Annotated in this window: 15 protein-coding genes; 5 read left to right on the forward strand and 10 right to left on the reverse strand. The window is 71.1% G+C overall.

From position 1 onward, the window contains the following. Positions 1-94: 94 nt before the first annotated feature. The 4 genes from ACFYO2_RS09970 to ACFYO2_RS09985 form a co-directional block, all read right to left on the reverse strand. Positions 95-418 (reverse strand): hypothetical protein, encoded by a 324-nt coding sequence (locus ACFYO2_RS09970; protein WP_388346694.1) that lies wholly within the window; start codon positions 416-418, stop codon positions 95-97. Further along, on the reverse strand, positions 415-783 hold the full coding sequence (locus ACFYO2_RS09975; protein WP_363281759.1) for a WhiB family transcriptional regulator: 369 nt from the start codon (positions 781-783) through the stop codon (positions 415-417). The genes ACFYO2_RS09970 and ACFYO2_RS09975 overlap by 4 nt, the downstream gene beginning before the upstream one ends. Positions 784-956: 173 nt before the next feature. Next, a complete protein-coding gene (locus tag ACFYO2_RS09980; protein ID WP_388346697.1) occupies positions 957-1,277 on the reverse strand; it encodes a hypothetical protein in 321 nt (106 codons plus the stop codon). A 166-nt stretch (positions 1,278-1,443) separates the two neighbouring features. Continuing rightward, positions 1,444-3,645, reverse strand: coding sequence for an ATP-dependent DNA helicase UvrD2 (locus ACFYO2_RS09985; protein WP_388346700.1), 2,202 nt, complete (start codon positions 3,643-3,645; stop codon positions 1,444-1,446). A 185-nt stretch (positions 3,646-3,830) separates the two neighbouring features. Between ACFYO2_RS09985 and ACFYO2_RS09990 the strand changes: the two genes are divergently transcribed. Continuing rightward, positions 3,831-4,088, forward strand: a complete 258-nt coding sequence (locus tag ACFYO2_RS09990; RefSeq protein WP_384159447.1) for a mycoredoxin — start codon at positions 3,831-3,833, stop codon at positions 4,086-4,088. A 97-nt stretch (positions 4,089-4,185) separates the two neighbouring features. Further along, positions 4,186-4,998 (forward strand): phosphotransferase, encoded by an 813-nt coding sequence (locus ACFYO2_RS09995; protein WP_388346704.1) that lies wholly within the window; start codon positions 4,186-4,188, stop codon positions 4,996-4,998. Between the two features lie 285 nt (positions 4,999-5,283). Here ACFYO2_RS09995 and ACFYO2_RS10000 read toward each other — a convergent pair whose 3' ends face one another. The 6 genes from ACFYO2_RS10000 to ACFYO2_RS10025 all read right to left on the reverse strand — a co-directional run bounded on the left by ACFYO2_RS10000 (position 5,284) and on the right by ACFYO2_RS10025 (position 16,182). Beyond that, positions 5,284-5,880, reverse strand: coding sequence for a class I SAM-dependent methyltransferase (locus tag ACFYO2_RS10000; protein ID WP_388346706.1), 597 nt, complete (start codon positions 5,878-5,880; stop codon positions 5,284-5,286). Positions 5,881-5,890: 10 nt separating this feature from the next. Further along, entirely contained in the window at positions 5,891-6,835 is a 945-nt protein-coding gene (nudC, locus tag ACFYO2_RS10005) for an NAD(+) diphosphatase (protein ID WP_388346709.1), read from the reverse strand. A 153-nt stretch (positions 6,836-6,988) separates the two neighbouring features. Further along, positions 6,989-8,401 (reverse strand): dipeptidase, encoded by a 1,413-nt coding sequence (locus tag ACFYO2_RS10010; RefSeq protein ID WP_388346711.1) that lies wholly within the window; start codon positions 8,399-8,401, stop codon positions 6,989-6,991. 10 nt (positions 8,402-8,411) lie between these two features. Beyond that, positions 8,412-11,924, reverse strand: coding sequence for a UvrD-helicase domain-containing protein (locus ACFYO2_RS10015; protein WP_388346714.1), 3,513 nt, complete (start codon positions 11,922-11,924; stop codon positions 8,412-8,414). A gap of 119 nt (positions 11,925-12,043) precedes the next feature. Beyond that, the gene (locus ACFYO2_RS10020; protein ID WP_388346717.1) at positions 12,044-15,499 is read right to left on the reverse strand and encodes an ATP-dependent helicase; all 3,456 of its coding nucleotides are present in this window, start codon (positions 15,497-15,499) and stop codon (positions 12,044-12,046) included. 287 nt (positions 15,500-15,786) lie between these two features. Then, positions 15,787-16,182, reverse strand: coding sequence for an MGMT family protein (locus tag ACFYO2_RS10025; protein WP_388346720.1), 396 nt, complete (start codon positions 16,180-16,182; stop codon positions 15,787-15,789). Positions 16,183-16,368: 186 nt separating this feature from the next. Here ACFYO2_RS10025 and ACFYO2_RS10030 point away from each other — a divergent pair, with 186 nt between their 5' ends. The 3 genes from ACFYO2_RS10030 (at position 16,369) to ACFYO2_RS10040 (ending at position 22,499) form a co-directional block, all read left to right on the forward strand. Then, a complete protein-coding gene (locus tag ACFYO2_RS10030; RefSeq protein WP_388346723.1) occupies positions 16,369-19,152 on the forward strand; it encodes a lysylphosphatidylglycerol synthase domain-containing protein in 2,784 nt (927 codons plus the stop codon). Between the two features lie 112 nt (positions 19,153-19,264). After that, entirely contained in the window at positions 19,265-20,812 is a 1,548-nt protein-coding gene (locus ACFYO2_RS10035; RefSeq protein ID WP_388346726.1) for an alpha/beta hydrolase, read from the forward strand. A gap of 136 nt (positions 20,813-20,948) precedes the next feature. Then, positions 20,949-22,499, forward strand: coding sequence for an alpha/beta hydrolase (locus ACFYO2_RS10040; RefSeq protein ID WP_388346729.1), 1,551 nt, complete (start codon positions 20,949-20,951; stop codon positions 22,497-22,499). Positions 22,500-22,557: the final 58 nt, after the last annotated feature.

Consider the following 22,557-nt stretch of genomic DNA (forward strand, 5'->3'; position numbering starts at 1 on the left):
CACCGCGGGGGCCGGTCCGTTCTAACGGACCGGCCCCCGCGGGGAGAGCTCCACCTCCCTGACCGGGAGGCCACCGCTTCAGGTGTGTTCGGGATTACTGCATGACGGCCATGGCGAGCGCGCGGCGAGCACGCCGCGAGGCGCGCTCCGCCCGGCGCTGCATCCGACGGGCGGTCACCAGGCGCGCGGCCTGGCGTTCCCGCTCTGCCTCACGCAGGCGCTCGTGCATATGCGCACGAGCCAGGGCTTCTGGAATGAGTTGCATCTCTCGGGTCCTGTTCTGGCGCGAGTCGATCGCACCACTGGTGGTGAAGTCTTCAGGCGCGGAGCCTGCGAGTTCGTCGATGGACGGCTTCATCGGGGCCTGCTTCTTGGGGTCGCGCGTGAGGGGGCGGTCGATCGTTCCTGCGGTGTTCATGCCGTGACCGGGTTCTTGCGCGGGCGACCACGCGGCCGCTTCCGGGCGACGACAACACCCTGGACGAACAGCTCGCCACCCCAGACGCCCCAGGGCTCGCGGCGCTCCTTGGCGCCGGCGAGGCAGGCCTCGACCAGCGGGCAGGTGCGGCAGAGCGACTTGGCGTACTCGACGTCCGCCGGCGACTCCGCGAAGAAGACCTCCGGGTCGTACGAACGGCAGGGGACGGGTACGCCGAGGCTCTCGATGGCGTCGTCGAGCGCGGTGAGCGCAGTGAGCGGAGTCAAGGTGGAGTCCTCCGTGAGGCCGGGCGGGGGGATCGTTTCGGAAGGCGGTACGGACGGGGCGTGCGCTTCGAGTTGCACGGTTCGTCTTCCTCGTCTGTCGTTCCGGCCCTGTTGGGCCGAGTTGCGGCTGGTACCGGGTTCTTTTCTTGTCCCGAGGCCCTTCGCTCCGTCGTCTCCGTTCGGGGACAAACAGAAGGGCCGCGGATCCCGGATGGGGTTCCGCGGCCCTGAAGGCGCCGGCCTGATCACGATCAGGCTGGATCACTCCAGGGTTCTGGCCCACGGAAGGCCCACATCAGGTGGTGCTGCGTCGTCTGCTTCCGGCTGCCGGCACCGGCGGCCGCAAAGGCATAGGCATGCGCCTGCGCCCCTACTGCTTCCAGTGCCTTGGTCGGTCGCTCATTGCGCTCCCGGACGGGAAGACCGGCGAGAGACACGGAGGACGCCGGACGGACGGCAGGAATGCCGGACAGACCGGTGCCCAGGCTCGAGACGCCGAGCATGCACGTGGAGACGACCGAGCGATCGGTCACTTTGGCGGTGCTGATGGAGCCGGCGTTGATGCTGATCACTGGATTCGCCTCCTCTCGGCGTCTGGAGGGACCGGGGGTGAGCCGGTCCGACGGATATGCAAGTACAGCACGAAAGCGGGGCCTCCGAGAAGGCCTCCGTTCTCGTGGCTACGAACCTATGGGGATTGCTGGGGCATGCGCAAACTATTTTTCCGACGAGTTCGCGTCAGTCCTCATCTTCTTCTCCTGCGAGGTCCTGGCCTGCGCAGATCGCCAGGACATCACCTCCGTAGCGGTTGAGCTTGCGCGTCCCGACCCCAGGGATCCGCGCCAGCTCCCCGTCGTCGTCGGGGACAGCCTCCGCGATCGCCATCAGTGTCTTGTCGGTGAAGACGCAGAAGGCGGGCTGCCCGCTGCGCTGCGCCTGGACCGCACGCCACTCGCGCAACCGCTCGTAGAGTCCCTCGTCCATGTCCGACGGGCAGTCCTCGCAGCGCATCAGCTTCATCTCACCGGCGTCGGTGAGCGTGCGCCCGCACACTCGGCAGCGCGCCGGGGTGCGCTGCGTACGCCGTGGGACGGCCGTGCCGGCTCTGCTGGTGGTGAAGCCGCGTTCGACGCCCCCGGGGCCGGCCGTGGCACTCCGTCCGGCGGTGCCCGCCGAGCCCGGGCGCAGCCCGTCGAGGAAGCGGCTGGGCCTGCGGCTCGGACGGCCGCCGGGCGAGCGGGACAGCGCCCAGGACACATACAGGCGCTCTCTGGCACGGGTGACGCCGACGTAGAGGAGGCGGCGTTCCTCCTCGATCTGCTCGTCGGTCTTTGCGTAGGTGATCGGCATCATGCCTTCGGCGACACCGACCAGGAAGACGACGTCCCACTCCAGTCCCTTGGCCGAGTGCAGGGAGGCGAGCGTGACGCCCTCGACGGTCGGGGCGTGCTGGGCGCTGGCCCGCTCGTCGAGCTCGGCCACCAGGTCGCTCAGGGTGGCGCCGGTTCTGGAGGCGGCGAAGTCCTGTGCCAGGTTCACCAGGGCGGCCAGCGACTCCCAGCGCTCTCGGACGGCCCCGGATCCGGCCGGGGGCTGGGTGGTCCAGCCTTCGCCCGACAGCACGGCACGAACCTGGGAGGGCAGGTCGACGGCGTCGTCGAGGAGGGCGTCGTTGCCGCCGAAGCGGGCCGCGCCGCGCAGGGCGACGCCCGCCTTGCGCACCTCGGGACGGTCGAAGAACCGCTCGGCGCCGCGCAACTGGTAGGGGACTCCGGCGTCGGCGAGGGCCTGTTCGTAGGTCTCGGACTGGGAGTTGGTGCGGAACAGGATGGCGATCTCGCTGGCCCGGCAGCCTGCGTCGATGAGTTCGCGGATGCGGCGGGCGGCGCCCTCGGCCTCGGCGGGCTCGTCGGTGTAGTCGGTGTAGACGGGCTCGGGGCCGGCGGCGCGCTGGGAGACCAGCTCCAGCCGGTGGTCGGCGGCGCGGCCCCGGGCCTGGGCGAGCAGGCCGTTGGCGAGGTGGACGACCTGGGGTGTGGAGCGGTAGTCGCGGACCAGCTTGACGACGGTGGCGCCGGGGTGGCGGGTTCGGAAGTCGAGCAGGTGGTCGGGAGTTGCTCCCGTGAACGAGTAGATCGTCTGGCTGGCGTCGCCGACCACGCACAGGTTGTCCCGCTCGCCGAGCCACAGGTCCAGCAGTCGCTGCTGGAGCGGGCTGACGTCCTGGTACTCGTCGACCACGAAGTGCTGGTACTGGGAGCGGACCTGTTCGGCGATGTCGTGCCGGTCCTGGAGGACGGCAACGGTCAGCAGCAGGACGTCCTCGAAGTCGATGACTCCGCGGGCGCGCTTGAGGTCTTCGTAGGCGGAGTAGAGCTGGGCGATCTCCGCCACGGCGCGGGGGGCCTCGCGACCGGCCTTGGCGGCCGCGAAAGCGTAGTCGGCGGGGACGGTCTGGGTGACCTTGCACCACTCGATCTCACCGGTGACGTCCCTCAACTCGCCCCGGTCGAGGCGGATACGGCAGGCGGCGGCAGCGTCGGCGACGAGCTGGATCTTGCGGTCGACCAGCCGGGGCATGGAGCCACCGACGGCTTTCGGCCAGAAGTACTGGAGCTGACGCAGGGCGGCCGAGTGGAAGGTGCGGGCCTGGACACCGGCGGCGCCGAGCTGGCGCAGTCGGCCGCGCATCTCCCCGGCGGCACGGTTGGTGAAGGTGACGGCGAGCACCGTGGAGGGCTGGAGGATCCCGGCGCGCACCCCGTAGGCGATGCGATGGGTGATCGCCCGTGTCTTGCCCGTGCCGGCGCCCGCCAGCACGCACACCGGGCCGTGCAGGGCGGTGGCCACCTCGCGCTGCTCGGGGTCGAGCCCTTCGAGCACCGCGTCGGCCGAGCCCGGTGTCTGCGGGAAGAGGGAGGAGTGCGTTGCTGCTGTCACACGGCCATGCTGCCAGGTCGGCGGAGACGGGTGAGCCGGTTGTCCACAGGCAGGCACCCGCAGTCGTACTAATGCGGCAGGCGTCACGTCGTGACCGGTACCGCTCGCGGGAATGGTGGCCCTTTCAAGTACGTTCCCTCACTGCGACCACACATCCCCCGAGCCACCGAAGGAGCGCCAGAGACATGCTGGGCACTGTGACGATGTACAGCACCACGTGGTGCGGCTACTGCCGTCGGCTGAAGAGCCAGATGGACCGCGAGGGCATCGCGTACACCGAGATCAACATCGAGCAGGACCCGGATTCCGCGGCGTTCGTGGAGAAGGCGAATGGCGGAAACCAGACGGTTCCCACGGTTCAGGTAGTTCCCTCCAGTGGTGGAGCCGAGGTCGTGATGACGAACCCGAGCCTTGCCCAGGTGAAGCAGGCGCTCGGCGTCTGACTCACATGACGCACACGACCCCCGACCGGCCTGGCGCCGGATCGGGGGTTTTGTATGCCCACCCTGTACGAGGCGGCTCGGCGGTAGCGTGATCGACATGACGACCGAGGACGAGGCGGACTGCGAGGCGCTGGTCGGAGGCATGGTGAACGCGGGGGCGGTCTTCCGCCGGGGTGCGTTGGTGGAACGCCCGGCACCGCACAACGCACCGGCACTCCATGCCCACCTCCTCGCGCTGAAAGAGCACGGCTTCGACGCGGCCCCGACTCCCGTGGGCCTCACCGCTGATGGTCGTGAGCAGCTGACCTTCATTCCTGGCGACGTGGCTCTGCCGCCGTTCCCGCCCTGGGTGCTGACGACAACCGCCCTCGAGTCGGTGGGGATCCTGCTGCGCCGCCTGCACGAGGCCAGCGCGACCATCCCGGTCGACACGGGCATCGAGTGGCCCCAGGATCTCGCCGACCCGGAGGGAGGAACGATGGTGTGCCACAACGACGTGTGCCCGGACAACGTCGTCTTCCGCGACGGTCGTGCCGCCGCCTTGATTGATTTCGACCTGGCGGCTCCGGGCCGTCCTCTCTGGGACGTCGCCATGACTGCGCGCTACTGGGTGCCCATGCTTGATCCGGTATCCGCGGCTGCCGTGTATCCCGCCGCATTGGATGCGCCTGCACGGCTGCGGATCCTCGCCGACAGCTACGGCCTCTCGGCGGGAGAGCGCGCTGAATTGCCCGGCGTGATCGAACAGGCCACGGAGATCTGCCGGACTTTCGTCACCCGCCGCGTGGCTGACGGTGATCCTGTCTACCTCCAAGCGCTGGCCGACCGTGGCGGATGGGAACGCTGGGACCGCATGCAGACCTGGCTGGCCGACCACCGCGAGACGTTCACTGTCGCGCTGCTGGACTGATGTGCTCGGGCGCTGATACCCCTCACACCTGCCGTGGGCTACCGGGACCACACCGACGCCGGACGCCAAGGTGCGACTTTCCCGTTCTGGAAAGTCGGGCATCCTGACCTTGCTGTCCGCAGGTCGAAAGCATCGAACGTGACAAGGACTGTCGACGTGAGGGGGAAGCCGTGGGCGCACCGCTGCGGAAGCCGCCGGGAGACTCGGAGTGCAAGAACGGCACGTGTCCCATGCTGTGGGGTACGGACGACGGCCAGGACTACGTGGTGCCGGGTTACCGCCTTCTTATGGTTTGTCCCACACCAGTGTGTAGCGCCACAGCAGCCTGCGCCGGAAGCGGCAGCCGGGCAGCAGGCGGTGTGCGGCCTGCCGGACCTCGCTCCAGCTCATGGTGGAGTCCTCGATGGGCATGCCGGCCGGGGCTCGCTTGCCGCCGCGCAGAAGCGCGTACAGCCGGCTGGCGGGCACACCGCAGCCGCTGATCACCCAGTCCAGGGCCGTCCGGTTGTACGCCAGGCCGACGATCACCAGGCGCCCTCCCGGCGCGAGCAGTCGTACCAGCCGCTCGACCGCGTCCGGGAACGGCGCGTGGTGGACGACGGCGACCGCACTGACGAAATCGAACTTGCCCTCCGCGAGAAAGGTGTCGTCGAAGTAGTCCGCTTCCAGGAACGTGACGTTCTCGGGTGCGCTCTCACGCGTCGGCCGGATCATCTCGGGTGAGCGGTCCACGCCCGTCACGGATGCGGCTTTCGCCGCAAGCTTGCGCGCCAGCAGCCCGTCACCGCAGCCCACATCGAGGGCCGTCCCGCAGCCGTCCGGTACGGCGTCGAGTACCAGGCGGTGGTAGTGGACGTTGTGGTTCCAGTACGGGTCCGACATGTCCCGCGTCTCAGACGAAGTTCCTCGTCGGCAGCGGCTTGCCGTACCAGAGCTCGATCAGGCGGGCCGCGATGGAGATGCCGTACGGGGGAAGCACCTCGCCGGACTCGAAGGCTGCGCCCAGTTCGTCGCGGGAGAACCAGCGGGCCTCGTGGATCTCGTCGCCGTCGACGTTGATGTCGGTCGAGGTGGCGCGGGCCATGAACCCGAGCATGAGGCTGGACGGGAACGGCCAGGGCTGGCTGGCGACGTACTCGACCTGGCCGACGGTGACGCCGGCCTCCTCGAACACCTCGCGGCGTACCGACTGCTCGATGGACTCACCGGGTTCGACGAAGCCGGCGAGCGTCGAGAAGCGGCCTTCGGGCCAGTGGACCTGACGGCCCAGCAGGATGCGGTCGTCCTCGTCGGTGACGGCCATGATCACGGCGGGGTCGGTGCGCGGGTAGTGCTCGGCGCCGCAGGCCTGGCAGCGGCGGATGTGACCGGCCGCTGCGATGACCGTGCGCTCGCCGCAGCGGGAGCAGAAGCGGTGCGTGCGCTGCCAGTTCTCCAGACCGACCGCGTGCACCATCAGGCCGGCTTCGCGGGGCGACAGGAGCAGGCCGGCCTCACGCAGGCCGGCCGGGCGCGCGGACTGGTCGATACGGCCGGGAAGCGCGTCCTTCTGGAGGGCGAAGTAGCGCACGCCGTCCTCGTCGATGCCCAGGAAGTAGCGGTGTGCCTCGGTGAGGGGGGCCTCGAAGGACGGGGTCATGACGAGTTCGGTAAGGCCGTCGGCCGTCTCGTCGATGAGGACCTGGCCGCCGGAGACCACAAAGCAACGGGTCGTGGGGTGGCTCCATGCCGCCGCGAGCCAGGCCTCGTCGAGCCGGTGGTGGGCGGCCCGGTCGATGCCGCTCGGAGCGGTGAGCGAGATGGGGCGGTCGGCGGTGTGGTCGGTCCAGGTGGTCACGAGTGCTTCCAACTCCCCCGGTGGAAAGGGTGTTTCGCGGGCGGTTCAGCGGGACGTACGGCGGGAGCGACCGGGTCCGGCGGGGCGTGGCGGTACGGGACTGGTCTTCCAGTGTGCCCCGCCTGCCATGCCGATCCGGGCGGTGCGGGACGATCAGGGCGCATGGCGCCAGTTCTCCGCGAGGTCGCCCCAGAGGTAGGCGGTGGTCTCGACGCCCTTGAGGAGCAGATCGAGTTCGACCTTCTCGTTCGGGGCGTGCCAGCCGTCGGACGGGACGGAGATGCCGAGGAAGAGCACGGGTGCGCCGAGGAGGTCCTGGAGGTCGGCGGCCGGTCCCGAACCGCCTTCCCTGGTGAAGCGGACGGGCTTGTCGAAGGCGCGGCCCATGGCGCGGACGACGGACTGCAGGGCCGGGTGGTCCAGCGGCGTGAGGCACGGGCGCGTGGATCCGGTGAAGGTGATCTCCTGCCGGATGCCCGCGGGCACCTGCTCGGCGGCCCAGTCGCGGACCGCCTTCTCGATGTGGTCGGGGTCCTGGCCCGCGACCAGCCGGAAGGAGAGCTTCACCATGGCGGAGGACGGGACGATCGTCTTGCTGCCGGGGCCCTGGTAGCCGCCGCCGATGCCGTTGACCTCTGCGGTGGGGCGGGCCCAGATGCGCTCCAGGGTGGTGTGCCCGGACTCGCCGTGGGTAGCGTGCGACTTGGCCGTGCGCAGCCACTCCTGCTCGTCGAAGGGCAGCTCGGCGAAGAGGGCGCGCTCGCGGTCGGTGAGTTCGACGATGCCGTCGTAGAAGCCGGGGACCGTCACGCGCGCGTGCTCGTCGTGCAGGGCGGCGACGAGGCGGGCGGCGGCCATGGCCGGATTCGGGACGGCGCCGCCGAAGGAGCCCGAGTGGATGTCCTGGTCGGGGCCGTACAGCCGGATCTCGCACTCGGCGAGGCCGCGCATGCCGGTGCACACGGTGGGGGTGTCCTCGGACCACATGCCGGTGTCGGAGACGATCACCGCGTCGGCGGCGAGCCTCTGTGCGTGCTCCTGGACCAGCGCGCGGAAGTGCGGGGAGCCGGACTCTTCCTCGCCCTCGATCAGCAGCTTGAGGTGCACGGTCGGGGCGGTGCGGCCGGTGGCGGCGAGGTGGGCGCGGACGCCGAGTGTGTGGAAGAACACCTGGCCCTTGTCGTCGGCCGCCCCGCGCGCGTACAGGCGGTTGTCACGGACGACGGGCTCGAAGGGCTCGCTGTCCCAGCCGTCCTCGCGGGCGGCGGGCTGCACGTCATGGTGGCCGTAGACGAGGACCGTGGGCGCCTCGGGGTCGTCGGAGGGCCACTCGGCGAAGACGGCGGGCGCGCCCGCTGTCTCCCAGACCTCGGCGGCCGGGAAGCCGGTCTCCTGAAGCTTGGCGGCGAGCCAGTCGGCGCTGCGGCGTACGTCGCTCGTGTGGTCGGGCTGGGCCGACACGGAGGGGATGCGCAGCCACTCGGCGAGGTCGTCGAGGAAGGCTGCTTGGTGCTGTTCGATGTACGTACGGACGGCGCTGACGGCACTGTCAACGGGCTGGCTCATGGTCACGAGCCTATCGGCCCGCACCGACATCCTCGTCGTGCGGTTCCTCACCCCCTGGCTCCTCGAGGAGCAGCCGCTCCAGGGCGGCCCGGCCCGGCAGGTCGTCCGGTCGTACGGCCTCGCCGCTGCGTACGTAGAGGAAGGTCGCCGTGACCGACTCCAGGGGTACGCCCTGCCGCTCGGCCCAGGCGAGCCGGTAGACGGCGAGCTGGAGCGGATCGGCGGTGCGGGTGCGGCTGGTCTTCCAGTCGACGATCTCGTACGTCGCCCCCTCGCCGTCGCCCTCCTTGTAGACGGCGTCGATACGGCCCCGGACCACGTGCCCGGCGATCGCGAGCTGGAAGGGGGCCTCTACGCGGTAGGGCGTGCGCTGGGCGTACTCGGTGCGCACGAAGGCGTCCTTGAGGGCTTCGAGGTCACGCTCGTCGGCGATCTCGGCCTCGCTGCCGGGCAGTTCCTCCGGCTCCAGCATGGGCAGCGTCAGCGCCTCGAAGCGGGACTCGACCCAGGCGTGGAAGCGGGTGCCACGGCGCGCCGCGGGCTGCGGCGGGCGGGGCAGGGGACGGGCCAGTTCCTGTGCGAGGCCGGCCGGGTCGGCGGCCAGGCGCATCAGCTGGGAGGCGGTCAGCGAGGCCGGCAGGGGGACGTCGGTGACGTTCTCGCGGGCGCGCAGGAGTTCACCGGTGAGGGCGTCGAGGTCGCGGTCCCAGGAGGCGATGGTGCGTGCCTCCTCCGGAGTGAGGGATACGCTCCCGGGCTGCGTGGGGTGGGGTCGCGCGGGTCCTGTACGAAGGTGCTCCGTGACCTCCGGTCCCACGGCCTGGTGCGGGACGGTCGGTCGGTCCGCGCTCCAGGAGTCCCAGTCGGCCGACTCCTCCTCGGCGAAAGGGTCCTCCTCGTAGAGGCCGGGCTCGTGGAGGTCGTCCTCGGGAATCGCGTCGTCGTCCGGTGGCACGGGCCAGTCCGGGTCGTCGTAGGTGTCCGGGTCGTGCGTGGCGGCGGGGTGGCCGTCCTCATGGGTGGCGAGGTGTTCCAGGTGGGCGAGGACCGTCTCGGCGGCCTTTCGGCGGCGGGCCAGGGACGTCTCGTCCAGAGGCAGGGGCCACACCTGGTCGATGGTCTGCTGGTGCAGGGCCGGGTTCTGCTCGTCTTCGGCGGGTTCGTCCGCCCATGCCTCGATCTCGCCGTGTCCGGCAGCGCAGTGCTCGTACAGAGCCTGGAGGAAGCCGGACGGCCCGCGGGGCTTCTTCTGGCGGGGGCCCCACCAGTGGCCGGAGCCGAGCAGGAGGGAGCGGGGGCGGGTGAAGGTGACGTAGCCGAGGCGCAGTTCCTCGGTGTGCTGGTGCTCCTTCATGTCGTCGTGGAAGGCCTTCAGGCCGCGGGAGTCCCAGGAGGTGACGTCGGGGAGGGTGTCGGTATCGCCGCGCAGTTCGTGCGGCAGCACCTTGCCCTGGGCGGTCCACTTCTCGCGGCCCTGGGTGCTGGGGAAGGTGCCGTTGACCAGTCCGGGGACGGCCACGACGTCCCATTCCAGGCCCTTGGACTTGTGCGCGGTGAGCACCTTGACGGTGTTCTCGCCGCCGGGGAGGGCGTTGTCCAGGCCTTTCTCGTACTGGGCGGCGGTGCGCAGGAAGCCGAGGAAGGCGAGCAGGCTCGTCTCGTTGTCGCCGGCGGCGAACGAGGCGGCGACGTCCAGGAAGTTGGAGAGGGTCTCGCGGCGACGGGCGGCCAGGGCGTGCGGGGATGCCGACAGTTCCACCTCCAGGCCGGTGACGGCGAGGACGCGGTGCAGGACGTCCATCAGCGGGTCGGACAGCGAGCGGCGCAGGTCGCGCAGTTCGGTGGCCAGGCGCGCGAACCGCACGCGCGCGTCCGGCGAGAACGGCAGTCCGTCGTCGTCCCCGTCACCGTCGAGGGGCGTCTCCAGGAACGTGTCGAGGGCGTCCGCGAGCGAGATCACCTCCGACGGGTCGACCCCCTCGACGGCCTGCGCGAGTCGGCGGTCCGGGTCGTCGTCGCCGTCCACGCGCGCGTGGGAGACGAGCAGCCGGGCGCGCCGCCCCAGGAGGGCGAGGTCGCGCGGGCCGATGCGCCAGCGCGGGCCGGTCAGCAGCCGGACGAGGGAGGCGTTGGCTCCGGGGTCCTGGAGGACCTCGCAGACGGCGACAAGGTCGGCGATCTCGGGCAGGTGCAGCAGCCCGGACAGGCCGACGACCTCGACGGGGACGTCCCGGGCGACGAGCGCGCCCTGGATCTCGGCGAAGTCGGTGGCCGTACGGCACAGGACGGCGATCTCACCGGGCGCCTTGCCGGTTTTCACCAAGTGCGCAATGGAGTCGGCGAGCCAGTCGATCTCTTCGGCGTGGGTCGGCAGGAGGGCGCAGCGGACCATGCCGTCGCGTTCGGCACCGGGGGCCGGGCGCAGGGCCTCCACGCCCTCGTGCATGGCGCGCAGGGGCTCGGCGAGGCCGTTGGCGAGGTCGAGGAGGCGGCCGCCGCTGCGGCGGTTCTCGCTGAGCGACTGACGGGCGGCGAGGCGGCCGTCGGCATGGGCGAAGTGCTCGGGAAAGTCGTCGAGGTTGGCGACCGAGGCGCCGCGCCAGCCGTAGATCGCCTGACACGGGTCGCCGACCGCGGTCACGGGGTGGCCGCTGCCGCCGCCGAACAGGCCCGCCAGCAGGATGCGTTGGGCCACGGAGGTGTCCTGGTACTCGTCAAGGAGCACCACCCGGAACTCGTCGCGCAGGACGCGGCCCACCTCGGGGATCTGGGCGAGCTGGGCGGACAGGGCGATCTGGTCGCCGAAGTCCAGCAGGTCGCGTTCGCGCTTGGCGGTGCGGTAGCGGACGACCAGGTCGGCGAGTTCGCGGCGGGCGGCGGCCGTTTCGGGAACCTTGCGCAAGGCCTCGTTGGTGAGCCTGACGCCCTGGAGGGCGCGCAGCAGCTCGGCGTCGTACGCGCGCAGGTCCTCGGGTCGTACGAGGTGTTCGGCGAGTTCGGCGTCGAGCGCGAGGAGGTCGCTGACGAGGTCGGCGAAGGAGCGGGTCAGCGCCGGGTAGGGGCCGGGCGCCTCGCGCAGTACGCGCGCGGCGAGCTGGAAGCGGGTGGCGTCGGCGAGCAGGCGGGAGGCCGGTTCGAGGCCGATGCGCAGGCCGTGGTCGGTCAACAGGCGGCCCGCGAAGGCGTGGTACGTGGAGATCACCGGCTCGCCCGGCGGGTTGTCCGGGTCGATGATGTCGGGGTCGGTGACGCCCGCCTTGATCAGCGCCTTGCGGACGCGCTCGGCGAGCTCGCCCGCGGCCTTGTTGGTGAAGGTGAGGCCGAGCACCTGTTCGGGGGCTACCTGGCCGGTGCCGACCAGCCACACCACGCGGGCCGCCATCACCGTCGTCTTGCCCGACCCGGCTCCGGCCACGATCACCTGTGGGGCGGGCGGCGCGGTGATGCAGGCCGTCTGCTCCGGGGTGAACGGGATGCCGAGGAGCTCCTTGAGCTGATCGGGATCGGTGATACGGGCGGGCATGACGGAGAGGCTAGCGGCGGGCACTGACAGCGGAGGCCACATCGGCCTCGGGGCCTGGAGAAGCGCAGGTCAGCACGCGTGGTGTGGTCGATCACAGACAGCTCGGCCGATCACGTGGGTCACTCGATCACATGCCGTCCCTCGGGCTGCGCGCTGCACGACGCACGGAACGCGCAGTGCGTGCAGTGCTGGCCCGCACTCGGCGTGAACCGTTCGTCGAGGACCTTGCCGGCGGCCGTCGCCAGCAGATCGCCGACCCACTCCCCTTCCAGGGGATCCTGGGCCTGGACCTTGGGCAGGGTGTCGCCACCGTCCCGCTTGGCGGCGCCCTGGCGAAGCTGGACGAGTTCGGCGCCGCCCGGCTCGGGACGTACTCCGTCGAAGACCTCGTCGACGGCACCCTCGCGGACGGCGAGCTGGTAGACGGCGAGCTGGGGGTGGCGCTCCACCTCGGCCGCGCTGGGCGCCTGCTTGCCGGTCTTGAAGTCGACGACATAGGCGCGGCCCTCGCCGTCGGCCTCCACGCGGTCCATCTGGCCGCGGATGCGCACCTCGACCCCGCCCGCTTCGAGGGTGACGTCGAAGTCGTGCTCGCTGGCGACCGGTGTGCGCCCGGTGCGGTCCATGACGTGCCACTTCAGGAAGCGTTCGAGCGCTACTCGCGCGTTGTCCTTCTCCTGCGCCGACTTCCACGGCGCGTCGAAGGCGAGCGCGTTCCACACGGAGTCGAGGCGTTCCATGAGGACGGCGAGGTCGGCAGGGGTGTGCCCGGAGGCGACCTCGTCGGCGAGGACGTGCACCACATTGCCGAAGCCCTGGGCGACCGTCGCGGGCGCGTCGGCCTTCACTTCGCGGCCCAGGAACCACTGCAGGGCGCAGGTGTTGGCGAGCTGCTCGAGGGCGCTGCCGGAGAGCGCGACGGGCTGGTCGCGGTCGCGCAGCGGGACCTTGCTCTCGGTCGGCTCGAACATGCCCCACCAGCGGTAGGGGTGGGCGGACGGCACCAGGGGTCGGCCGTCCTCGTCGGCGAGTGCTGCGAGCCTGGCCAGCCGGCGGGCGGCGGCCTCCCTGAGGGTGTCCGAGACGCGCGGGTCGACGGTGGTGGCGCGGAGTTCCGCGACGAGCGCGGCCACCGACAGCGGGCGGCGGGGGCGGCCCGTGACGTCCCGCGGTTCGACGCCGAGTTCGGTCAGGAAGCGGGAAGGCTGGTCGCCGTCGTCGGCGGGCGCCTTGACCGCGGTGACGACCAGGCGTTCCCGCGCGCGTGTGGCGGCCACGTAGAACAGGCGGCGCTCCTCGGCGAGCAGCGCACCCGGGGTGAGCGGTTCGGCGAGCCCGTCGCGGCCGATGCGGTCGGCCTCCAGGAGGGAGCCACGCCGACGCAGGTCCGGCCACAGCCCCTCCTGGACGCCCGCGACGACGACGAGCCGCCATTCCAAGCCCTTGGAGCGGTGGGCGGTCATCAGACGGACGGCGTCGGGGCGTACGGCACGCCGCGTGAGTGTGTCGGCGGCGATGTCCTCGGCGTCGATCTCCTCCAGGAAGTTCAGGGCTCCTCGGCCGCCGGTGCGCTCCTCCGCGCGGGCCGCGGTCGCGAACAGCGCGCACACGGCGTCCAGGTCCCGGTCGGCGTTGCGGCCCGCGGCGCCGCCGCGTCGGGCGGCCCGCTCCAGGCGGGCGGGCCACGGCGTGCCCTCCCAGAGGTCCCACAGGGCCTCTTCGGCCGTACCTCCGCCCGCGAGTCGCTCACGGGCCTTGCTGAGCAGGGCGCCGAGCCGCTGGGCGCCGCGCGCGTACGTGGGGTCGTGCACGGCCAGGCGCTCCGGCTCGGCCAGCGCCCGCGCGAGCAGTTCGTCCGAGGGCGGCGGCAAGGGATTGCCCGCGGCCCGCTCCTCGTCCCGCAGGGCACGGCCGAGGCGGCGCAGGTCGGCGGCGTCCATGCTCGCGAGGGGGGAGGCGAGGAGGCTGAGGGCGGTTTCGGTGTCGAGCCAGCAGGTCTCCGGCTCCCGCCCTGCGGCGGGAACCCCTTGTCCGGGCTGCTCGCCGGCCTCGGCTGCTTCGGCCTGGTCCGTGGCCGCCGGTTCTTCGGCGTGCTCAGTAGCCTCCGCTTCTGCGGGCTGCTCCGTGGCCCCCGGTTCTGCGGCCTGCTCCGTAGCCTCCGCTTCTGCGGCCTGCCCCGCGGCCTCCGCCGCAGCCACCGCCCGCAACGCCGTCAGCAGCGGGGCCACCGCCGGTTCGTGCCGCAGGGGCAGGTCGTCGCCGTCGATGTGCAGGGGCACGCCGGCCGCGGTGAGCGCGCGGCGGACCGTCGGGATGGTGCGCGATCCGGCGCGCACCAGGACGGCCATCTCGCCCCAGGGGACGCCGTCTTCCAAGTGCGCCCTGCGGAGGATGTCGGCGATGTTGTCCAGCTCGGTGCCGGGCGTCGGGTACGTGTACGCCTCGACGCGGCCCCCGTCCCGGACCGGGTTGAGCTCCCGGTGGGCGCGCACCTTGTGGGCCGGGAGGCGGGTCAGCGGCATGCGCTGGGTCAGCAGCCGGGTCGCGGCCAGCAGGGAGGCTCCGGAGCGGCGGGAGGTGCGCAGTACCTCGACGGGCGCCGGGCGGCCGTCCGCGCGCGGGAAGGCCGGCGGGAAGTCCAGGATGCCGTTCACGTCCGCGCCGCGGAACGCGTAGATCGACTGGTCGGGGTCGCCGAAGGCGACCAGGGTGCGGCCGCCGCCGGCCAGCGCGTGCAGCAGCCGTACCTGGGCCGGATCGGTGTCCTGGTACTCGTCGACGAAGACGGCGTCGTACTGGGCGGCGAGCCGCTCGGCGACCTCGGGGCGGCGGGCGAGGAGGACCGCGCGGTGGACCAGTTCGGCGTAGTCGAGCACGCCCTGAAGGTCGAGGACGTCGAGGTACTCGGCGAGGAAGGCGGCCGCCGCGCGCCAGTCGGGGCGTCCGATACGGCGGGCGAAGGCGTCCAGGGCGCCCGGGCCCAGGCCCAGTTCGCGGCTGCGGGCGAGGACCGCGCGGACCTCGTCGGCGAAACCGCGGGTGGTCAGGCAGGCGCGCAGTTCGTCCGGCCAGCGCACATGCGCCAGGCCGAGCCGTTCCAGGCCGGGCTGGCCCGCGAGCAGTTCACGGACTGCGACGTCCTGCTCGGGACCGGACAGCAGCCTGAGGGGCTCAACAAACAGGTCCGTGTCCTGGTGGGCGCGGACCAGGGCGTAGCAGAACGAGTGGAAGGTGGTCGCCTGCGGCGCGCGCGCCTCCCCTATGCGCAGCGCCATGCGGTCGCGCAGTTCGACGGCCGCCTTGCGGCTGAACGTCAGCACCAGCACGCGCGCGGGGTCACCGCCCCGGGCGATCCTCGCCGCCACCGACTCGACCAGCGTGGTGGTCTTCCCGGTTCCCGGACCTGCGAGAACGAGCAGCGGGCCGGTGGCGTGGTCAACCACGGCGCGCTGTGCGGCGTCAAGACGAGGGGGATCCACGCGGGCCGGCGGGGTACGCACCAGTCGGTAAGCGCCACGGTTCCCCTGTCGCCCCTGTGGGTGCGACAAGCGCTTGGTGGAGGAAGAGGAGCTCACGTGGTTCGCCGGTCCTGGTGGGTGTTCTGTTGGGCTGTCCTCCCCGCGGGGAGGACGGTGATCGCGGGATGAGGGGGACGCGTGCAGGCGACGCTACGCCGACGGAAGGTGCGGAAGCAGGGCTTCCTCTTCTTCCCTCACGGCACTCCCGACCCACATGTCCCTCGCCCCACGAACGTACGGCATGCCACGGACGTGCCCTGTTTCCGCCGTCCCGTCACGGACGCGCCTCGTTTCGCCCGTACGGACCCCAGGGCGCCCCTGAGGCCGTCCGATGGCGGAAGCTGTCAGGTGTGACCCTCCGCGCGTTCGCCGCCGTCCCATCGCGCCCGTCTCATGTCGAGGCGCGGGAGATGGCCCTCGGCGGCCCTGCCGGCCTCCTTCAGGGGCGTGCCCTCCGCGCGGTAGCGGTCGAGCGCCTCCAGTTCGTGGCCCGCCAGCAGGACACCGTCCGCGCGGACGACCCGCCACCACGCAACGGCTCCCCCGTACAGCGCCATGACGCGGCCGACCTGGCGGGGACCGCCCTCCTCCAGCCACTCAGCGACATCCCCGTACGTCATGACGCGGCCGGGCGGAATCCGTTCGGCGACGTCGAGGACCCGCTCGGCGTACTCCGGGTACTCCGGCAGCACGTCCGCGTGTTCCGCGCGGGCGTCGTCGGGAAGGCTCTCCTCGCTCATCCGCCCCATCCTGCCCCACCCCACCGACAACGTGACGCGCTCGCGCGTGTGGGTATCCCTCGCCCTGAGAGGGCGCTTCCGGCAGACTGTGCGCCCCCGCATGTGCACCCTGACACCTCCCTGTGTCGGTGGGGCATGCCACCATCGTGCGGGCGGTGACCGGTGATACGAGACCAAGAAGAGACGATGAAACAGCAGGGTGTGCATCCCGAGGACGCGGAGAGCACCCCTGCCGCATCGTCGCGTCCGGACACCGCCGATGGGCACGAGAAGACAGACAAGACGGGCGAGTCGGACAACAAGGGTGCGGGGAACGCCGACGAGGAGGCGCCCTCGACACCGTCCGCGTCTGACGCCGACGACCTCGACGAGGTACATGCCGACGAGGTCGAGGGTGACGAACCCCTCCTCCCCGCGCGCGTGCACCGGCCCTCCGACCTCATGCGGCTCATGGTGGGCGTGCTGGCCGTGGCCGTACTGCTCGCGATCGCCGCGTTCGCCCACGGCACCACCTCGGGCCTCGAACAGGACATCAACAAGGGCACGGGGCAGGCACCGGATCTGCTGATCAAGATCGCGGGGCTGGCGTCCAGCATCGCGATCCTCCTGGTGCCGGTCGCTTTCGCGATCGAGCGCCTGATCAAACGCGACGGGCTGCGCATCGCCGACGGCGTCCTCGCGGCCGTCCTCGCGCACGGAGTGACCCTGGCCACCGACCTCTGGGTCGCCAAGGCCGCACCGGACTCCATCCAGGAGGCGCTCACCCAGCCCTCCCCCGGCGACATCCACGCCCTCACCGACCCCGTGCACGGCTATCTGGCGCCCGTCATCGCCTATATGACGGCCGTCGGCATGTCACGCCGCCCGCGCTGGCGTGCGGTGCTGTGGATCGTGCTGATGCTCGACGCGTTCTCGATGCTCGTCACCGGCTACACGACACCGTTCTCGATCATCCTTACGGTGCTCATCGGCTGGACGGTCGCCTACGGGACGCTCTACGCGGTCGGCTCGCCCAATGTCCGCCCCACCGGCCGGACCTTGATGGCGGGCCTCAGACACGTCGGCTTCCACCCGGTGAGCGCGGCCCGCGTGGAGGCGCCGGACACGCCGGAGACCGGGGACCGCGGGCGACGCTATTTCGTCACCCTGGAGGACGGTCCACCGCTGGACGTCACGGTCGTCGACCGGGAGCAGCAGGCCCAGGGCTTCTTCTACCGCGCCTATCGCAACCTGACGCTGCGCGGCTTCGCCACCCGCAGCAGCCTCCAGTCGCTGCGGCAGGCGCTGGAGCAGGAGGCCCTCCTCGCGTATGCGGCCATCGCGGCCGGCGCCAACGCGCCCAAGCTGATCGCGACGTCCGAACTCGGTCCTGACGCTGTGATGCTCGTCTACGAGCACACCGGCGGGCGCACCCTCGACTCCCTCCCGGACGAGGAGATCACCGACGATCTGCTGAGCGACACCTGGCACCAGGTGCGGGCACTGCAGTCCCGGCGCATCGCGCATCGCAGGCTCGTCGGCGACGCGATTTTGGTGGATCGTTCCGGCATGGTGATCCTCACCGACCTGCGTGTGGGTGAGATCGCGGCCGGTGACCTGCTGTTGCGCATGGACACCTCCCAGCTGTTGACGACGCTGGGCCTGCGGGTGGGCGCCGAACGCGCGGTGGCCTCGGCGGTGAGTGTGCTCGGCCCGGACGCCGTGGCCGACTGTCTGCCGATGCTGCAGCCCATCGCGCTGAGCCGCTCCACGCGCGCGACGCTGCGCAAACTGGCTCGGGAGCGCGCCGAACGGGAGCGGGAGGCGGTCCTGGAGGCGTCCCGGCAGGACAAGCAGGCCCGCCTGGAGGAGGCGCCGCACGAGACCGGGCCCGTACTCGAAAAGCCCGACAAGAAGGCCGTGAAAGCGGAGGCCAGGGCCGAGAAGCGGGCCATCGACGAGGCCCTTGAGGGGGCGCGCGAGGAGGATCTGCTGACGCAGATCCGCCACCAGGTGCTGCTGATCAGGCCACAGGCCCCGGTGGAGCCGGCCCGGCTGGAGCGGGTGCGGCTGCGCACGCTGCTCAGTTTCATCGCCGGCGCGATCGGCGCGTACTTCCTGCTGACACAGCTCACGCACATCGAGTTCGGCCCGCTCATCGAGAACGCCGAGTGGGGCTGGGTCGCCGCCGCCGTGGTCTTCTCCGCGCTGAGCTACGTGGCCGCGGCGATGGCCCTGCTGGGCTTCGTGCCCGAGCGGGTGCCGTTCGTGCGGACCGTGGCGGCCCAGGTCGCCGGGTCGTTCGTGAAGATCGTCGCGCCGGCCGCCGTGGGCGGCGTCGCCCTCAACACGCGCTTCCTGCAACGCTCGGGCGTACGCCCCGGGCTCGCGGTCGCGAGCGTCGGTGCGTCGCAGTTGTTCGGGCTCGGCTGCCACATCCTGATGCTGCTGTCCTTCGGCTATCTGACCGGCACGGAGAAGACGCCGTCGCTGTCGCCGTCCCGGACGGTCATCGCGGGTCTGCTGACGGTTGCGGTGCTCGTGCTGGTGGTGACCTCGGTGCCGTTCCTGCGAAAATTCGTCGTCACGCGCGTGAGGTCGCTGTTCGCGGGTGTCGTGCCGCGCATGCTCGACGTGCTCCAGCGGCCGCAGAAGCTGGTCACCGGGATCGGCGGCATGCTGCTGCTGACGGCCTGCTTCGTGATGTGTCTGGACGCCTCGATCCGGGCGTTCGGCACCGAGGGCACCTCGATCAGCATCGCCAGCGTCGCCGTCGTCTTCCTCGCCGGCAACGCGCTGGGGTCCGCGGCCCCGACGCCGGGCGGTGTGGGCGCGGTGGAGGCGACCCTGACGGTCGGTCTGATCGCCGTCGGCCTCCCCAAGGAGGTCGCCGCGCCGGCGGTGCTGCTGTTCCGTCTGCTGACCCTGTGGCTGCCGGTACTGCCGGGCTGGCTCGCCTTCAACCAGCTCACGCGCAAGGGCGCGCTGTAGTACTGCCATCGTGGTACGACCGTCCCGGCGGCGGCGAACGACGGTCGGGGCGGCGTACCTCGTACGGCTCGCGCCCCGAGCGTCCCGTCGTGCGCGACCGCAGGATGGGGTCATGCCGAATCCTCCCCGGCTGCGCGCCGCTGCTCTCGCCGTCACCGTCCTTCTGCTGTCCTCCGTGCTGGCGAGCTGCGGCGACGACGACTCCCAGGACGAGGACCTGCCGGCCCAGGAACTGAGCTGGAAGGACTGTCCGGCACCGTCCCCGGCGGAGGGCGGCGGTGACTCCCCGTCGCCTCTGGCGGATGGCGACAAGTGGCAGTGCGCAACGATGAAGACACCCCTGGACTGGGCCGAGCCCAAGGGCGACACGATCAAGCTCGCACTGATCCGCGCGAGGGCGAGCGGCGCCGGGAGCGAGCGCATCGGCTCGCTGATCTTCAACTTCGGCGGCCCCGGCGGCTCCGGGGTCACCACGCTGCCCGCCTTCGGCGAGGAGTACGCGAAACTGCGCACCCGCTACGACCTGGTCAGCTTCGACCCACGCGGAGTCGGCCGCAGCGCCCCCGTGGAGTGCCAGAACAACCTCCAACTGGACGCGCACTTCCAGCAGGACGCGACCCCCGACGACGCGGCCGAACGCACCACGTACCTGAAGAACACCAAGGAGTTCAACGAGGCCTGCGAGACGAACTCCGAGGAGGTGCTGCCGCATGTCCGCACCACCGACGCAGCCCGCGACATGGACCTGATGCGCCAGGTCCTCGGCGACGCCAAGCTGCACTACTTCGGCATCTCGTACGGCACCGAACTCGGGGGTGTCTACGCCCACTTGTTCCCGAAGAACGTCGGCCGCGCGGTCTTCGACGGGGTCGTCGACCCGACGCAGAACCCCGAACAGGGCTCGCTCGGACAGGCCAGGGGCTTCCAGCTCGCCCTCGACAACTACGCCGAGGACTGCACCTCCAAGACCGAGGACTGTCCGGTCGGCGACACCGCTCAGGACGTCAAGGACCGCATCGCCAGACTGCTCGAGGACCTCGACCGCAGACCGATCCCCGGCATCTACCCACGCGAGCTGACCGAGACCGCCGCGACCAACGGCATCGCGCAGGCGCTGTACTCGCGGGACTTCTGGGAGTACCTCACCGAGGGCCTCGAGCAGGCGTACGACGGGAACGGGCAGATCCTGATGGCGCTGTCCGACTCGATGAACGGTCGCAACCCGGACGGCGAGTACAGCAACATCACCGCCGCCAACATCGCCATCAACTGCGCCGACGACAAGCCGCGATACACCGCCGCCTACGTGGAGCGGAAACTGCCCGCGTTCCGGGCTGCCTCCCCCCTGTTCGGCGACTTCCTGGCCTGGGGCATGGTCAGCTGTACCGACTGGGCCGTGTCGGGCGCCGCCGACCATCCCGATGTGAGGGCGCCCGGCTCCACGCCGATCCTCGTCGTGGGAAACACCGGCGACCCGGCCACGCCGTACGAGGGCGCGAAGAAGATGGTGGAGGCGCTGGGCGAGGGCGTCGGGGTCGAGCTGACATACAAGGGGCAGGGGCACGGGGCGTACGACAGCAAGAACAAGTGCGTACAGGACGCCGTGAACGGCTATCTGCTGGACGGGAAGGTCCCCGCGGCCGGCACCGTCTGCTCCTGACCCGCCCGCCCGAATTCCAGGAGATCCGCAGGTCAGAACGTTATCCACAGGCCGCAGCGGCTGTGCTGTGATCCGCCTACTATGGCCGGACAGCCATCCGCGGCACGGGGCGGACGGCCGGCGAGGGGGAAGTGCAATGACGCGTTTCGTACGGTGGGCGGCGCTGGGCGCCGCCGCCACGCTCCTGGTGGGGGGCTGCAGCAGCGGCTCGTCCGGTGACGACAAGGGCGGCAGGAAGACCGGCCGCGCACAGCCGTCGGCCGAATCCTCCGGTACGGCCGACTCCGCTCTGCCTTCCTCTCTGACCTCCCAGAAGCTCGGCTGGGGTCGCTGCAATGCCACCGCGGACTCCTCCGCGCCGGGCAGCGACTGGCAGTGCGCGACACTCAAGGTGCCGCTGGACTGGTCGAAGCCGGACGGCGAGACGATCGGCATCGCACTGATCCGCACCAAGGCCCGGGGCGACAACCGCATCGGCTCGCTCCTGTTCAACTTCGGAGGCCCCGGCGGCTCAGGTGTCTCCACGATGCCGGCGTACGCCGCCACCGCCTCCCTCCTCCGCGAGCGGTACGACCTGGTCAGCTGGGATCCGCGCGGGGTCGGCGCCAGCGAGGGCGTCCGCTGCCGCAGCGACAAGAAGATCCAGGCCGCCGAGTCGGTGGACCTCTCACCGGACACCCCGGCCGAGGAGACGGCGTACTTCGAGGACGCCGCCGACTTCGGCGAGGGCTGCGCGAAGGACGCCGGAAAGCTGTTGGCGCACGTCTCGACCACCGACACCGCCCGCGACATGGACCTGATGCGCCAGGTTCTCGGCGACAGGAAGATGCACTACTTCGGCATCTCGTACGGCACCGAACTCGGCGGTGTGTACGCCCACCTGTTCCCGAAGAACGTGGGGCGACTTGTCCTGGACGCGGTCGTCGACCCGAGTGCCGACACGGTGGGCCACGCCGAGAACCAGGCCCGGGGCTTCCAGCGCGCACTGAACGACTACCTGAAGTCCACCGGCCAGGACCCGGCGCAGGGCTCCCAGCAGATCGCGGACCTGCTGAAGGAGATCGACGCGAACCCTCTGCCGACGTCGTCCGGGCGGAAGCTGACGCAGACGCTCGCCGTCACCGGCATCATCCTGCCGCTGTACAGCCAGGACAGCTGGCCGACGCTGACCAGCGCCCTGGAGACGGCGGAGCAGGGAGACGGGGCGGAGCTGCTGGCGCTCGCCGACAGTTACAACGAGCGCGACCCGTCGGGTCGCTACGGCACGACGACGCACTCGCAACGGGTCATATCGTGCTTGGACGACAAGCAGCGGCCGACGGCCGCGGAGACGAAGAAACTGCTGCCGCAGTTCGAGAAGATCTCGCCCGTTTTCGGGGACTTCCTTGGCTGGGACACAGCCGGGTGGTGTCACGACTGGCCGGTGGCCGGGCAGCACGAGACTCCGGAGGTGAGCGCGCCCGGTGCGGCGCCGATCCTGGTGGTCGGCAACACCGGCGACCCGGCGACGCCGTACGAGGGCGCCCGGAAGATGGCGGACGAGCTGGGCAAGGACGTCGGCGTGGTGCTCACCTGGAAGGGCGAGGGGCACGGTGCGTACGGGAGCGGGAGCGACTGCGTGGACTCCGCGGTGAACGCGTATCTGCTGGCCGGGACGGTACCGAGAGACGGCCGGGTCTGCTCATGACGACGGCGGGGGCCCCAGGCACCGTCGGTGCGCGAGGCCCCCGCCGTTCAGGCCGGAA

It is taken from the genome of Streptomyces sp. NPDC006602, from assembly GCF_042870385.1.
GTDB lineage: Bacteria > Actinomycetota > Actinomycetes > Streptomycetales > Streptomycetaceae > Streptomyces.

What these genes read in the sequence shown, in the direction of transcription:
- ACFYO2_RS09970 (WP_388346694.1), bottom strand. Translation starts at nt 418, where the DNA reads ATGAACACCGCAGGAACGATCGACCGCCCCCTCACGCGCGACCCCAAG.
- ACFYO2_RS09990 (WP_384159447.1), top strand. Translation starts at nt 3,831, where the DNA reads ATGCTGGGCACTGTGACGATGTACAGCACCACGTGGTGCGGCTACTGC.
- ACFYO2_RS09995 (WP_388346704.1), top strand. Translation starts at nt 4,186, where the DNA reads ATGACGACCGAGGACGAGGCGGACTGCGAGGCGCTGGTCGGAGGCATG.
- ACFYO2_RS10000 (WP_388346706.1), bottom strand. Translation starts at nt 5,880, where the DNA reads ATGTCGGACCCGTACTGGAACCACAACGTCCACTACCACCGCCTGGTA.
- ACFYO2_RS10010 (WP_388346711.1), bottom strand. Translation starts at nt 8,401, where the DNA reads ATGAGCCAGCCCGTTGACAGTGCCGTCAGCGCCGTCCGTACGTACATC.
- ACFYO2_RS10015 (WP_388346714.1), bottom strand. Translation starts at nt 11,924, where the DNA reads ATGCCCGCCCGTATCACCGATCCCGATCAGCTCAAGGAGCTCCTCGGC.
- ACFYO2_RS10025 (WP_388346720.1), bottom strand. Translation starts at nt 16,182, where the DNA reads ATGAGCGAGGAGAGCCTTCCCGACGACGCCCGCGCGGAACACGCGGAC.
- ACFYO2_RS10030 (WP_388346723.1), top strand. Translation starts at nt 16,369, where the DNA reads ATGAAACAGCAGGGTGTGCATCCCGAGGACGCGGAGAGCACCCCTGCC.
- ACFYO2_RS10035 (WP_388346726.1), top strand. Translation starts at nt 19,265, where the DNA reads ATGCCGAATCCTCCCCGGCTGCGCGCCGCTGCTCTCGCCGTCACCGTC.
- ACFYO2_RS10040 (WP_388346729.1), top strand. Translation starts at nt 20,949, where the DNA reads ATGACGCGTTTCGTACGGTGGGCGGCGCTGGGCGCCGCCGCCACGCTC.